The 13,494-nt window shown below is 47.2% G+C and carries 9 protein-coding genes; 7 read left to right on the plus strand and 2 right to left on the minus strand.

The annotated features are described in order from the left end of the window. The first annotated feature begins 76 nt into the window (after positions 1-76). Positions 77-2,731, plus strand: a complete 2,655-nt coding sequence (locus NSU01_RS08045; RefSeq protein ID WP_076242478.1) for a hypothetical protein — start codon at positions 77-79, stop codon at positions 2,729-2,731. 5 nt (positions 2,732-2,736) lie between these two features. Further along, complete coding sequence (locus NSU01_RS08050) at positions 2,737-3,402, plus strand: hypothetical protein (protein WP_076242479.1); 666 nt, start codon at positions 2,737-2,739, stop codon at positions 3,400-3,402. A gap of 65 nt (positions 3,403-3,467) precedes the next feature. Here the strand turns inward: NSU01_RS08050 and NSU01_RS08055 are convergent, their stop codons facing one another. Together NSU01_RS08055 and NSU01_RS08060 are read right to left on the minus strand one after the other, a co-directional pair. Continuing rightward, a complete protein-coding gene (locus NSU01_RS08055) occupies positions 3,468-3,668 on the minus strand; it encodes a hypothetical protein (RefSeq protein WP_076242480.1) in 201 nt (66 codons plus the stop codon). Positions 3,669-3,677: 9 nt separating this feature from the next. Then, positions 3,678-4,085, minus strand: a complete 408-nt coding sequence (locus tag NSU01_RS08060; RefSeq protein WP_042134627.1) for a MerR family transcriptional regulator — start codon at positions 4,083-4,085, stop codon at positions 3,678-3,680. A 120-nt stretch (positions 4,086-4,205) separates the two neighbouring features. Here NSU01_RS08060 and NSU01_RS08065 point away from each other — a divergent pair, with 120 nt between their 5' ends. The 5 genes from NSU01_RS08065 (at position 4,206) to NSU01_RS08085 (ending at position 13,296) form a co-directional block, all read left to right on the plus strand. Continuing rightward, the gene (locus NSU01_RS08065; protein ID WP_039301254.1) at positions 4,206-5,255 is read left to right on the plus strand and encodes an NAD(P)-dependent alcohol dehydrogenase; all 1,050 of its coding nucleotides are present in this window, start codon (positions 4,206-4,208) and stop codon (positions 5,253-5,255) included. Positions 5,256-5,507: 252 nt separating this feature from the next. Beyond that, positions 5,508-9,566: an S-layer homology domain-containing protein gene (locus NSU01_RS08070; RefSeq protein WP_083705125.1), complete on the plus strand. Its 4,059-nt coding sequence runs from the start codon at positions 5,508-5,510 to the stop codon at positions 9,564-9,566. 230 nt (positions 9,567-9,796) lie between these two features. Next, entirely contained in the window at positions 9,797-10,342 is a 546-nt protein-coding gene (locus tag NSU01_RS08075) for a PadR family transcriptional regulator (protein ID WP_076242482.1), read from the plus strand. Next, complete coding sequence (locus tag NSU01_RS08080) at positions 10,326-10,817, plus strand: hypothetical protein (RefSeq protein WP_231575306.1); 492 nt, start codon at positions 10,326-10,328, stop codon at positions 10,815-10,817. The genes NSU01_RS08075 and NSU01_RS08080 overlap by 17 nt, the downstream gene beginning before the upstream one ends. Before the next feature lie 211 nt (positions 10,818-11,028). Beyond that, a complete protein-coding gene (locus NSU01_RS08085; protein ID WP_076242483.1) occupies positions 11,029-13,296 on the plus strand; it encodes a helix-turn-helix domain-containing protein in 2,268 nt (755 codons plus the stop codon). Positions 13,297-13,494 lie beyond the last annotated feature (198 nt).

A 13,494-nucleotide genomic window follows, 5' to 3' on the forward strand; every position in this document is an offset into this window, starting at 1 on the left:
ACAGCAAAAAGATATAATAAGAGAAAACTGCCAGGATGATCCGGTTCGGATGGTTCCTAATCCATTGGAGGCTATTATGTTTCAAGTAACGGAAGCAACAGGGTGTCCTTTTGACAAAGGCTATTTAATGAAGGAAACGCATACATTTGATATCCGCAATTATGGGGCGGGTCCGGAGAATGCGCCTGTGGAGAATACCAAGGCGATTAACCGCGCTATTCAGGCAGCATCTGCAGAAGGCGGCACTGTGATAATTCCTGAAGGCAGCTTCAGGGTATACACGATTCGTCTCTTAAGCGGCGTCAATCTGTACTTGTCGGCAGGCAGCGTACTTTCTGCAGCAAGAACGGATATCCGTCATTCCTATGAGCAGCAGAACGGGGAAGGCGGCAATTATGAAGAGCCTGAGGTTAATTTATATGCTGGTCTGCAGGATCACGGTCATACGTACTTTGCCAACAGCCTGATTTATGGCGCGGATATCCAGAATGTGATGATTTATGGGCCCGGGCTGCTGGATGGACGTTCTTTGAATGATGAGGGAGAACTGGAGCAGGTTCTGATGGGCGGGGACCCGCATGAGCCATTGCGCCGGGACGAGCCCGGTCACCGCGGTGAATGGTTCGGCAATAAGGCGATTGCGATGGTGCGGTGCGAGAATGTCGCATTCTGCGACTTTTCTATCCTGGCCGGCGGCCATTTTGCCATTATAGCAACCTGTGTGAAGAATCTGCATGTCGGGCATATTCTTGTGGATACGAACCGGGATGCGTTAGATGTGGACTGCTGCGAGAATGTGACCATTGTTCATTCCACCTTCAATTCATTAACCGACGATGCTATTGTGCTGAAGGCCTCCTATGGCGGCGGAATCTTTATGCCGCTCCGCAATGTATTGATTGAAGACTGTGTGGTTAGCGGCTACGACACAGGCTCCGTATATGCGGGAACGTATACACAGGACAAGCTGATTGCAACAGACCGCTGCGGTCCTACCGCCCGCGTCAAGCTGGGTACGGAATCTACCTGTGGTTATGATTGTGTCACGGTCCGCCGCGTAGCGTTTAAACGGTCGAGAGGTTTTGCCCTTGAGGCCGTCGACGGGGCGGACTTAAGCCATATTATTTTTGAGGATTCCACGATGGAGGATATCAGCAGCTCGCCTATTTTCATCAAAATAGGAGACCGGGGACGTTTCCCGGTCACGGGGAATAGCACCGGGGAAGAGTTGATAGCGGCACGGGATGCAGCACCAAATGTAAGATTGGACCAGCCTAACTGGGTGCTGCCGGCCAAGGAATCGTATCAGGTGTATCCGGCAAGGCGCTATCTGCCAGCCTTTAACAGGGCGCGCAAGGTTTCTGCGGACGGTGTGTCTGCTTTTAATGTTGTAGACCCTGAGCAGCCTTGCCGGTTGAACCCTGCTAACTATCATGAAGAGGGCGGCAAATGGTTTGCTGTCCGCTACGATGAGCACTCGAAGAAGTATGTGCCTGACTACACTAAGGAATTACAGGAAAGCGAGCTGCAGCTGTATGGCAATGCCAATGGTAGCGGCCGTATAGCCAATGTTCACGATATTATCATCCGCAATATTACTGCTAAGAATGTCGACCCCCGCTATCCCATTGAACTGATGGGGCTGGTAGGCAACCGGATTAAGAATGTCTCGATCTCCAATATTCAAGTGGAGTACCGCGGTGGTCTAAGTCTGGAGCATGCGGTGGAACAGCGCCAGCTGAATACGAACTGGGAATATACCCGGTACGGCAGTCCGAAGCGCAGCATTCAGTTGCTGCCGTGGCTGGTGAACACCTTTTTCCTGAAAAATGAAGGGTTATTGCCCCGGGTGGAATGGAATCCAGGAGCAGGAACGTGGAAGGATGCGCCGTTCAACGTACCAGAGCTGCCGGAGGTATATCCTGAGCCCAGCAACTGGGGGATCCTGCCGGCTTACGGTCTGTATGCCAGACATGTGGACAATCTGTATCTGAAGGAGATTCAGCTGCGCTATATGACGGAAGATACCCGGTATCCCATTGTGCTCGATGATGTTGTAAGTGGCACTCTTGAACATATTCATGCCAGCCATGCGCAGGGGGTAGAAGAAGTCGTACTGGTAAGCAGCAGCTTCAAACGGCCCGCAGGCCTGGAATATGTGCCGGATTATCCGTATCAGCAGACTGCAGTTGAGAATGTGACAATGGACAGCAATCTGTCCGTCAAAAGGATAGAAGTGGAGGCGCCTGCTCCAGGCACGCCGAAGGACAGCTTGTATCCGTATGAAACTGTTGCAATTCCCGGAAACGGCTATACATATCCGTCTGCAACCGAAGATTATCCTTTGCCTCAAACGGTATTCCGGCCCTTCTTCACAGTTGTTCCGGCACAGAGCGTAAAGGTAGGTGAGACGCTATCCTTTGCTGTTGTAGCCAGACAGCCTGCATTCGAGACTTCGTCCCGGGAGACGGATGGCAGGATTTATAATGAAACCAGCCCGGATAAGGACCCGGCAGTAAAGGGGATTGCTGAGCCGATGACTTTAACAACGGGCAATCTGCCTGAGGGGACAACTTTTGACACTGCCTCTTTTATACCAGGCCTGGCTTGTATGTTTAGCTGGACTCCTGCTGCTGCTGCGGTTCGTGATGAACCTTACACTGCCACTTTTATTGCTGATGACGGGATAATCCCAGTCAAGATGAATGTCAGCATTAAGGTTGTAGGATGAACTATATGAAAAGATATATGAATTCAGTAGACCCCAAACGATTGATCATTATGCTTATCGGGAATGTTTTCTTAGGGATGGGCATCAGCATTTTTAAGCTGTCCGGAATGGGGAATGATCCCTTCAGCGGAATGGTGATGGCACTTGCAGACTCCAGCGGGTTCGCCTATGCGAATTTTCTAATCTTACTGAACCTGGTGTTGTTTGTAATCGAGTTTATCACGGGAAGGAAGTATATTGGAGCCGGAACTTTCGTAAACGCCATTTTGCTGGGTTACATCGCTACCTTCTTTCATAGTACCTGGCTGGAGCTGCTCGGCGAACCTCAGCTATTGTGGCAGCGGGTGGTTACAGTGGCGATTGGTGTGGTGATCTGCAGCTTCGGGGTATCCATGTATCAGACGTCGGATGTGGGAATCGCTCCCTATGACAGCCTGTCCCTGATTATGAGAAATAAGTTTCCGGCAATCTCTTATTTCTGGCACCGGATGTTTACAGACGCTTTTTGTGCTTTGATCTGCTTCCTGTTCGGAGGCATCATCGGTTTGGGGACGCTGGTGTCCGCACTGGGCCTTGGCCCGATCATTCATTTCTTTAATGTGAGTTTTACGAACAAGCTTCTGGCAAAAAAAGGTCCGCCAGCAAATGAAGATTCTATTTCGCTGAGTTAACATTAAACAAGGGTAGCCCGGACTCTGCAAAATATTGCAAGCCCGGCTACCCTTTTGTCGTATACTCAGTCCTTGGGTTCCCGTTTATCCTTGTGATCCGGTGCAATACCGGGAGCCGACACCTCCGGATCATCACCCATCAGAGCACCCACAATTTCGTCCAGCTTGCCAGCGGCCCCTTTTTCATCGTTCAGGCTTGAATCGGCTTCAGGTATAGGGTGAACGCCCGGCCGGGTGAACCACCAAATTCGCTTTTCCCGATTCACATCCTCCCGTTAAAAGCTTGTCACCTTCTTGGTTTTATGAATATCTTCCGTACCGCTGTCTAAGGCAGTCTTATAATAAGAGCATTTATGTTCGATGACTTCCATCGTTTTCTTCAGCTCCTCCATCTGTGCTTCAACTGAGGCTTTCCGCTCCAGGAACATGTCATATCTCTGCTGCAATGTGGAATCTCCCTCAGAGCACCACTCAATGAAATGTTTGATTTCCTTAATCGGCATCCCGGATGATTTCAGACATTCAATTATTTTTAGAGCTTCCATATCCGCTTCCTTGAACACGCGTCTTCCGCTGGAGGTCCTTTCGATAAAGGGCATCAGACCTTCCTTGTCATAGTAACGCAGAGTATGCGGTGTCATATTGAAATGTTCTGCAGCCTCAGTTATAGAGTATGTCTTCATCACGAATCTCCAGTCTCAATTGTATTTTGTGCTTGACTTAGAGTTAACTTTAAGTAATATCATATGGTTTGTAAAGTCGTCCTTACGGATTCTACTATGAACAAGAAGAGAGGTTACACCATGATACAAGTTAATGCACGCGCTACATTCAGCCAGGAAGGCCCGTTCAAGCTAACGACCATTGAGCGCCGGGAGCTTCAGCCGCAGGATGTTCTGATTGAGATTAAATTCGCCGGGATCTGCCACTCGGACATTCATACCGCCCGCGGGGAGTGGGGGCCAGTCAAGTATCCGCTCGTTCCAGGCCATGAGATTGCCGGGATTGTCAGCCAGGTCGGTTCCGGAGTTACAAAGTATTCCGTTGGTGACAGGGTAGGGGTGGGCTGTATGGTCGACTCCTGTGGAGAGTGCAGTAATTGCCATAAAGGCGAGGAGCAGTATTGCCTGCATGGAAATACGGGTACCTATGGAGCTACCGACCGGTACGGTCACTATACACAGGGCGGGTATTCCACCCATATTGTGGTGACAGAGGACTTCGTGGTCCGGATTCCAGACGCTATTCCGCTAGACGCTGCTGCCCCGCTGTTATGTGCCGGAATCACAACCTATTCACCGCTTCGCCATTGGGGAGCCGCTCCAGGCAAAAATGTAGCTGTAGTAGGTCTTGGCGGACTTGGACACATGGCTGTGAAGATCGCTCATGCTATGGGGGCTGAGGTTACGGTTCTGTCACAGTCACTGAAGAAGAAGGAAGACGGTTTGCAACTAGGGGCGGATCATTATTATGCGACTAGCGATGCGGAGACATTCAAGCAGCTTGCCGGTTCGTTCGACCTGATCATAAATACGGTAAGCGCGCAGATTAATATCGATGCTTATCTATCGCTCCTGGCGCTGGATGGTACCTTGGTCAATGTCGGTGCGCCTGCTGACCCGCTGGCCGTTAACGTATTCTCGCTGATCGGCCACCGCCGTTCATTTGCCGGATCGATGATTGGCGGAATCCGTGAGACGCAGGAGATGCTTGATTTCTGCGCCGAACATAACATTGCCTCTGAGATCGAGGTTATCTCTGCCGACCAGATTGATGAAGCGTGGGAACGTGTACTCGCCTCCGATGTCCGTTACCGGTTTGTCATTGATATCAGCACGATGGGTAAGGAATAAGGGGCGTATTGTTTAATAATATGTATCTTTTCTGCTTCAGTTAATATAGCGGCTGCATCCTTGCTGGGCAAGGGGGCGGCCGCTTTTTTTGTACGTTTAAGCAGCCGTATTCGTTCATGCTAACTGTCATAATATTTACCTAGAGTTATGGGTTTATTGTATAGACTTGGATATTTGTTTATTATATGATTCTATTGGATCGATGGACCTAATTTAAGATTATCTAGTCTGTCGGAATCACAGGGGGGAATTATGAGGAAAAGAATTTTGAGTGTTGTGTTAGGGATGATCGTTCTAGTGAATTTAGTTTTTGGAAGTCAAGGAATTGCACTTGCTGCTGCACCACAGTCAACTGACAACATGACTGATATTCATGGCAGTTGGGCAAGCAGCCAAATTTCTAGATGGTTGGATAAGGGTTTGATTTCGGGATACGTAGATCATACGTTCAAACCGAATGCAAGCATTTCAAGGGCTGAGTTTGCTTCGGTTGTCAATAAAGCGTTTGGTTTTAAGAACGAGTCGCAGGAAGCTTTTAAAGATGTAAGTTCAGATAAATGGTATTATTCCGAAATTGGAAAAGCGAAGTCAGCCGGGTATATTTCCGGATTTGAAGACAATACATTCCGGCCTGAGGCAGCAATTAGCAGGCAGGAAGCCGCAAAAATGCTGTACATGCTGCTGCAGCTTAAGGGTTCTAATGATGATTCAGCAATAAAGGCGTTTAATGATTACGGCGTAGTACCGGCATGGAGCAAAACCTATTTGAATGAAATTGTGAGTAAAGGATACATAAATGGTTACCCGGATGGCACATTAAGACCTATCCAGACGATTACGAGGGCAGAGGCTGTTGCCATACTGGATAAAGTAATGGGTACTCTTGTTATGGACAAAGGGACCGTTGGCGGAACAGAATTAACAACAATATCGGGAAATTTAACTATTAACACGCCAGGGGTTACCTTGAAGAATACCAAAATTGAAGGGGATTTACTGTTAACAGCGGGTATTGGTGCTGGTGAAGTGAACCTCGATCAGGTGACTGTATCGGGAAGAACAGTTGTAGCAGGCGGCGGGGAGGATAGTATTCATCTGCTGGACTCCCAACTAAACCAAATGCTTGTGAATAGGCAGCCGGGGAGAGTCCGCATAGTAGCTCAAGGCAATACCCGGATTGGTACAACAATTGTAAAAACAGGAGCCAAGCTGGAGGGGACCAATAAAGAATCCGGCTTTGAATCCATTGAACTGGATCTTTCAAAGGCAGATGAATTTGTTGATTTAAGCGGCAGCTTCAAAACTATAGCAATAAAGAAACCTTCAATAGTTAATGTTCTTGAGAAGTCTGAGATTGGTGCGCTCGAGGTAGCCAAAGAGGCGGCGGCGAGTACGTTGAATTTAGCTGAAAGCAGTGTGCTGAAACAATTAACCTTGAATGCTTCTGCCCTAGTAAAGGGAAAAGGCACGATTGCAAAGACATTCATTAATGCCAGTGGTTCTAAATTCGAACAGGAAATTAAGGATTATGTTGTGGCCAAAGGCTTTTCGGTTGTTATTAACGGCAAAGAAGTAGGCGCGGAGCAAGCTGCCGCACAGCAGCTTGCCTCAAGCGTACAACTGCCAGCTGCCCCAGCAGTAGGCGGTGGCGGTGGAGGCGGTGGCGGTGGCGGTGGCGGAACAAGCCCGAGTCCTACTCCTCAGCCGCAGCCCGTTGAACTTCCAGAAGTGCTGGGAGTGTTCTTGGTTGAAGATCAATTGTATGCCAGGTTTGAGGAAACTGGTAACTATAGTAAACTGCAATGGGAGTTGTTTGATGATACTGCTGAAACAGGTTATGAGACAACCTACAAGAATACGGCAGAACAAGTTGGGGTCTATACGGTAAAGGGAGGCACTCTCCCTCCGGCTGAATATATTGCTGCCATTTCCAATGATGAATACGTTGACTTTTTACCTACTCTATTGATTAGCAAATCACTTATGAATGGGTCCTATTATCCTGCTGTTTATTACACAGGGGTGCTCGATGTCCACTTCCAAGTAAATCAGAATGGTATTGTCCTGCATTCAGCTCAGGCTTCTGCGGACAACACTCCTTTGGTGGATGGTGATGTAATTAAAGTATTCTACGGGGATTATCTGGTTATAAAAGCAAAATGGGATGGTTTGGGCAAAAAATGGGTTTATCAGGGGATTGTGAATAGTTTACCGGCCCCGGCGCTTGTTTCCGCAACTGCTTCCTCCAAAACAGATATCAAAATTAAGTGGGATGCAGTGTCTGGAGCTGAGTACTACCATATTTTCACAAGCAGTTCAGTAGATGGAACTTATAGTCCTATTAGGGATAATTCAGGAGCCAATGTTCAGGTAACCGGAACCTCTTATACAGATAGCGGGTATGCACCGAACACAACGGTTTACTATAAAGTAATGGCAATGGCAAATGATACTGCATCGGCACTCAGCAGTTCCGTTTCAGCTACAACGTTTATGAATGAGCATATGCAATTAGATTTCAATGTTACTGATAGCGTTCAAGACCCGAGCAAACCAATTATATATGCAACAGACAAACAAAATAAGAAACTAGTTGCCATTAACTATGAGACCCGGGAGACAACTGTTATTCCGTTTGAATTGCCTCCCGAAAGTATAGCGTATGCGAATGGCAAATTGTATGTGGGTCTGTTGAAAGCGGAGCATTCTCCGTACATTTTTGATGAACAGCAAAAAGGTGCTGTCGCTGTTGTGGATACGGCAACTCTCAGCTTAAGCCATATCTACGATATCAATTTGGACCCTTATAGCATTGCAGTGGACCGTGAAGGCTACGTGTATATTTCATCCGGCTCAGGCCAGTGGACGAAAATCCGGTCTTATTCTGGAGATTCTTTTACACCCATCGGATCTTCTACCATTAGTCATGCAACTCACATTCTTATGCACCCGACAATGAATAAGCTGTACACCGTTAATACAAATTCGTTTCCAAGAGATATTGGAACATTTACTGCCAAATATGGCGAATTCATAGGCAGTTATGATTCTCCTTATCACGGAGATTACCCGCTGACGACGAAGATTCATTTATCGCCGGACGGAAAGTATCTTTTCAATGGTGCAGGAACTATATTCTCAACCACGTATGACAGATTTGGTGATATGAACTTTGTGTATAAACTGGATGGGAATTATGAGGATATGGTGTTCGATTTGAAGCATGACAGGTTCTATACTGTTCAAGATCATCTAATCAACTCTTATGACTACAGTAATTTCAGCAAAGTTGAGACTATTCCAGTAGATGGAGCCGGCCAGCGGATTTTTGACGGAAACAATCAATTGCTCGCATTGACTACCTTAGAAGGTAAGACGATTCTTGAATTTGCTGATAAACCAACTACGGAGGAAGTACCGCCGGTAGGTACACCGGGGATTTATTTGGGCGGAACGGTTGTAGACGCTGTATACGACTCTGCTGACACTAAGGTTTATGCTATTGATCAAGCGTTCAGAAAATTAATTGTAGTAGATACTGCAAGCCAAACCGTTATAGAAAAAGTATCTCTACCTTATAAGCCGGCAGGGCTGACTGTATCAGAAGATGGAACAAAATTGTATATCGTGAATAAGGACGCTGATAATCTGGTTACTGAGGTGAGCTTAAGTGATTATTCAGTCACCCGGACTTTGGTGTATCCGAATCCTCCGGATTCCCGGGACTTCTCAGATCGCCATATTTATAACAAGTCAGGCCATCTGTATATCGTATTAGGTGACTGGTCTCCAACGCTGTTGGTTTTTGATGAAGCGACTTTCCAGCTAAGCAGAGATAACATAATAACTGATGATGGTATCGGAGATATGGTATTCTCCAGTGATAACAGCAAATTCTATTATTGGAGTCAGTATGGATGGGATGCCGGATATGCCGGTTCAGATGTGTACGCCTACTCCATTAATGAAGATGGCAGTATCATCAAGGTTGATGAGTCCATTCTGGAATATCCGGGCCTAACCAGAGAACCGATGGATGCGCCGGCCTTATTAGTGGAAAGTCTGGGAATGATCATTGTGAAGAACAAGGCTTTTAATAAGGATAACTTGCAGGAAATTAAGGGGACATTCCCGGAACCAATTTATGCAGTGGATGAAGCGAGTAATACGGCACTGGGGAGAAACGGAATCTATGACCTTACAACCTTCCAAAAGGTCAAATCCATTAATTTAGCTGGTGCGACCAACATCTTCTATGATGATAAGGGAAACCTTTATTATTTATTTGATAACACTTTATTTATCAACTGAATCCAAATAACGGAATGATGAACCAACTGCAGTATTAAAAGCCCCTCTTATAGTGATATTGGAAAACTCTTTGAGTTATCTGATGGAACTTTAAGGGGCTTTTTTTGTATGCACAGCAAATGCTATTGACAAACCGGCCATGAAGTCATATATTCAATATATCGAAACGATATATATCAATATATTATATATAAACCCGCTATATGTCGTACTGAGGAAGGAGGGAATGAATGCTTATATATTTAATACTCGGATTTCTGTGTGAAAAGGATATGACAGGCTATGAAATCAAGCAGAAGATGATGCGCAGCACCTCCAACTTTATTGATGCCAGCTTCGGCAGCATCTATCCTATGCTCAAGAAAATGGAGAAGGGGGAACTGGTCAAGGCTGAAGAAGGGGTAGAGGAGGGCAGATTCAAGAAAGCCTATGGGATCACGGAAAAGGGGAAGGGTGAGTTTATGGAATGGCTACAGACACCCTGTACATTTTCCCCGTTCAATTATGAGTATTTAAATAAGCTGTTCTTCTATAAATATCTTGACGAGCATGAGGTTGCCCGGCTGATTGCCAGCTTCCGCACCACTGTCGCCAGTGAATACAACAAGCTTACTTTAATAGAAGAGAAGCACATTCAAGAGATGGGTGTATACGAACACGCGACGTTGAGGTTTGGCAAAGAATATTATCAGATGATTATGAATTGGCACGAGGAACTCATTAGCGAAATTACAGGAAAGAAGGAAGATAACAATGAGAATGACGAAGAAATTTAAATTGCAGATTGCAGCGGACAAGGTGGATTTGTACAAATGGGTGACGGAGATGACTCCAGGTGAATATGAATCATTCTCTAAGGGCCACAAGGCAATGGGCAGTTATTTTGAAGAAGGTGAGTTCTATATGGTTAATGTGGAGAATATGGGGAATGAGATGATTGTTCAGCATTATCAGTTAAAAGAGCATGCAGAGGATCATTTGCGGTTCTACTCTGACCGGACAGAAGCCTATATCATGCGGTGGATACCCGCCATTGTCGGAGTGCCATGGGAAATGAAGATTACGCCTATTGACCGTAACTCTTGTGAATTCAGCTGTACGATTGGTGCAGACTTCCCCTCACGGTTGCTGGCTATGGCAGCTTGGATAAACGGCCTTGGGGGGTTCTTTATGAGACAACATTTGGCCGGTGAGGGCGTGAAATTTGCTGAAAATATTGAAAAGAAGTTTAACAAAGCCAGTACACGCTAAGCTTGGGAGATAGTACATGTGTACACATACAATGTTCGACAATCTATGAGCAAATGACCAGACCGAGAACCCTATTTTATGGTATTATCATAGAACAGTATTTACGCAGGTAAGCTACTCTTCATCAATCTAAAGGTATAAGCAGAGAAGCCCAGTGTATGCTGGGCTTCTTTATTTTAGATAAATTTACCGTAGGAACAGGGGGCACACCATGAAAAAAACACCGATGATGCTACAGCTGGCATTGATTCTATTCTGTATCATGGCCATTCCGGCAGCGATCTTGACGTGGTATAGCGGGGCACAGATCATAGAAAACTCAGAGACAGCCATCGGTGAATCTGCACTTGCCGGTCTCAATGCCAACCGCAAGTTAAATGAGAATGCACTGGCCAATCTCGCCCAGGATACGGCGCGTCTGGCTGCAACCAATGTATTTGAACGCATCCGCAGCTTCGAGACGTATGACGAGGTGAACGCAAGCTACACTAACGTGACCAAGGCCTTGTCTGTGATGAATGAACTGCTGAACCTGAACCGCCGTGTAGACGGTGTTTATTCCTCATACTTTTATCTGAATAACTCCGATTATGTTATTTCTACAGACAATGCGGTTACGAAGCTGGAGCGGTATGAGCAGGTAGGCTGGACATCCGAAGCTCTGGCAGGCCAGAGAGGAATCAGCGGTGTGTGGGTACCCCGCGTGCTGGGCACGGGCGATCATGTGGTGTCCTATGTGTACCCTCTCAATCGTCTCTCCTCCACGACGGACGGATTGATTGTCGTCAATATGCGGGAGAGTCAGATCGGCAAATATCTGAATACGGCAGAGGCCGGGGACGGCCATTCCCTGCTCCTTGGATCTGACGGAAAAGTAATATCACACAGTGACAAGTCGCTGCTGCTCACCGACGGCTTTGAGCAGCCCTTCCTACAGGAAATCCTGGATGAGGGTTCAAGCGAGGGCTATACATTCCGCGAGCTGGACGGCAACCGGATGGTTTACGCATGGAGCCGCTCGGCATTGTCCGGATGGTGGAATGTAAGCTGGAGCTCGATGGATAAGCTGATGACCAAATCACGGGATATGCAGGGGAATATTATTTTGCTTACCGGAGCTATTATTGTGCTGGGAACGGTACTGGCGGTCTTTCTCGCTACCTGGATGTCCAGACCACTCCGGCAATTAGTCCGGATGATACGCTCGAAAAGTAATCTGGAGGTAGTCAATAAGAATGAGCTTGCCTTTCTGAATGTGGCGTTTAAGCGGATGCAGGAGGAGGAGGAAGGCCTGTTCCAGCTGCTGCAGGAGCGCGAACAGGACACCCGCAGCTTCGCCGTTCACCGCCTGTTGCGCGGAGAGATTCCGCCCCGGATTACGGAGATCTTCCCTGAGCTGTATTACAGAATAGCTGTGGTCTCCATCGACCAGTATAGAGTGTACGTTGGCAATACGAATCTCGAGACACGCAGCTACCACGGATACCTGCTGAACGCGAAGTACGAGAGCCTGTTCCCGGAGGGGGTTCTGGCCCGTTCTGTCTATCATAGTGACGGATGTATTGTGATTGTAATCAACTTTGCTCCGGGCGGGGATGAGCAGAGTTGTGACCGCATCCATCAGGCGCTGGACAGAATCCGGGAGGAGTCGCTAGAGCTGTTGGGGCATTCTGTCACCATAGGGGTAAGCGGCTTGGCAGATGCACCCGAAAGGGTAGCCCAGCGGTTGTTCGAGGCGATGGAATTGATTAAGCAGCGGATGATTAAGGGAGCCGGAAGCGTGATGTACTGGCAGGACGAAGAGGAGAACAGCCGTAAATATATGGATTCCGAGAGCAGTGAGCGGCGGATTCTCAACTTCCTGGATGCCGGCGATCTGAACGGGATACTTAAGGAGCTCCAGGTCATCCGCTGCCAGATCGGTTCAGCAGAGAATATTTCCTACGATAACATTATGTTCATTTATCACCAGCTGCTGGGTGCGACGATCAAGCATCTCCGTGAGAATCATATCAGTACCGGAAGAATGATTATGGGGAAAGGCAACATCTACACTCTTCTGGCATCGATGGATACGCTGGATGAGCTTGAGGAATATTTGCACGGGTTCTTCCAAGAAATCGTGCAGGACCTGGACCGGGGTACCCGTGAAGCCAATCATGGGGAACGGATCATTCAATATTTGCAGGATCATTACCGTGAAGAAATTGTATTGAAGGATATGAGCCATGATTTTGGCATCAGCTATTCCTATATGCGCAAGATTGTGTATGACTTAACCGGCAAGAGTATGATTGATTATCTGAACCAGCTGCGTATCGAGAAGGCCAAGGAATTGCTGCTGGATACCGACCTGACGATCAAACAGATTGCGGCAGAGGTGGGCTACTTTAATGTACAGAGCTTCAACCGGTTTTTCCGCAAATACGAGGGCATGCCGCCGAGCAGCTACAAAACAGCCAAGACCAAAAGCTCTTAAAGGCCTGCTTCTGGCCGTAATTATTCCATTCATGACTCTTAATGAAAACGTTTTAGCCTATCATATTTGATCATATTGCTGCTGCGGAGGCCTTATAAACCGCGTGGTTGTCAGTTTTAATGGCCAGCAGCATTACTCATCGTATTCAAAACCGGCTAATGGAGATAGCATAGAGCTCAGGCCGGTGGATGCAACTGG

The organism is Paenibacillus sp. FSL H8-0259 (assembly GCF_037963255.1).
GTDB classification, from domain to species: Bacteria; Bacillota; Bacilli; order Paenibacillales; family Paenibacillaceae; genus Paenibacillus_AQ; species Paenibacillus_AQ phytohabitans.

Coding starts and splice junctions, on each gene's coding strand:
- NSU01_RS08080 (WP_231575306.1), top strand. CDS start 10,326: ATGACGAAGAAATTTAAATTGCAGATTGCAGCGGACAAGGTGGATTTG.
- NSU01_RS08060 (WP_042134627.1), bottom strand. CDS start 4,085: ATGAAGACATACTCTATAACTGAGGCTGCAGAACATTTCAATATGACA.
- NSU01_RS08065 (WP_039301254.1), top strand. CDS start 4,206: ATGATACAAGTTAATGCACGCGCTACATTCAGCCAGGAAGGCCCGTTC.
- NSU01_RS08045 (WP_076242478.1), top strand. CDS start 77: ATGTTTCAAGTAACGGAAGCAACAGGGTGTCCTTTTGACAAAGGCTAT.
- NSU01_RS08075 (WP_076242482.1), top strand. CDS start 9,797: ATGCTTATATATTTAATACTCGGATTTCTGTGTGAAAAGGATATGACA.
- NSU01_RS08050 (WP_076242479.1), top strand. CDS start 2,737: ATGAAAAGATATATGAATTCAGTAGACCCCAAACGATTGATCATTATG.
- NSU01_RS08070 (WP_083705125.1), top strand. CDS start 5,508: ATGAGGAAAAGAATTTTGAGTGTTGTGTTAGGGATGATCGTTCTAGTG.
- NSU01_RS08085 (WP_076242483.1), top strand. CDS start 11,029: ATGAAAAAAACACCGATGATGCTACAGCTGGCATTGATTCTATTCTGT.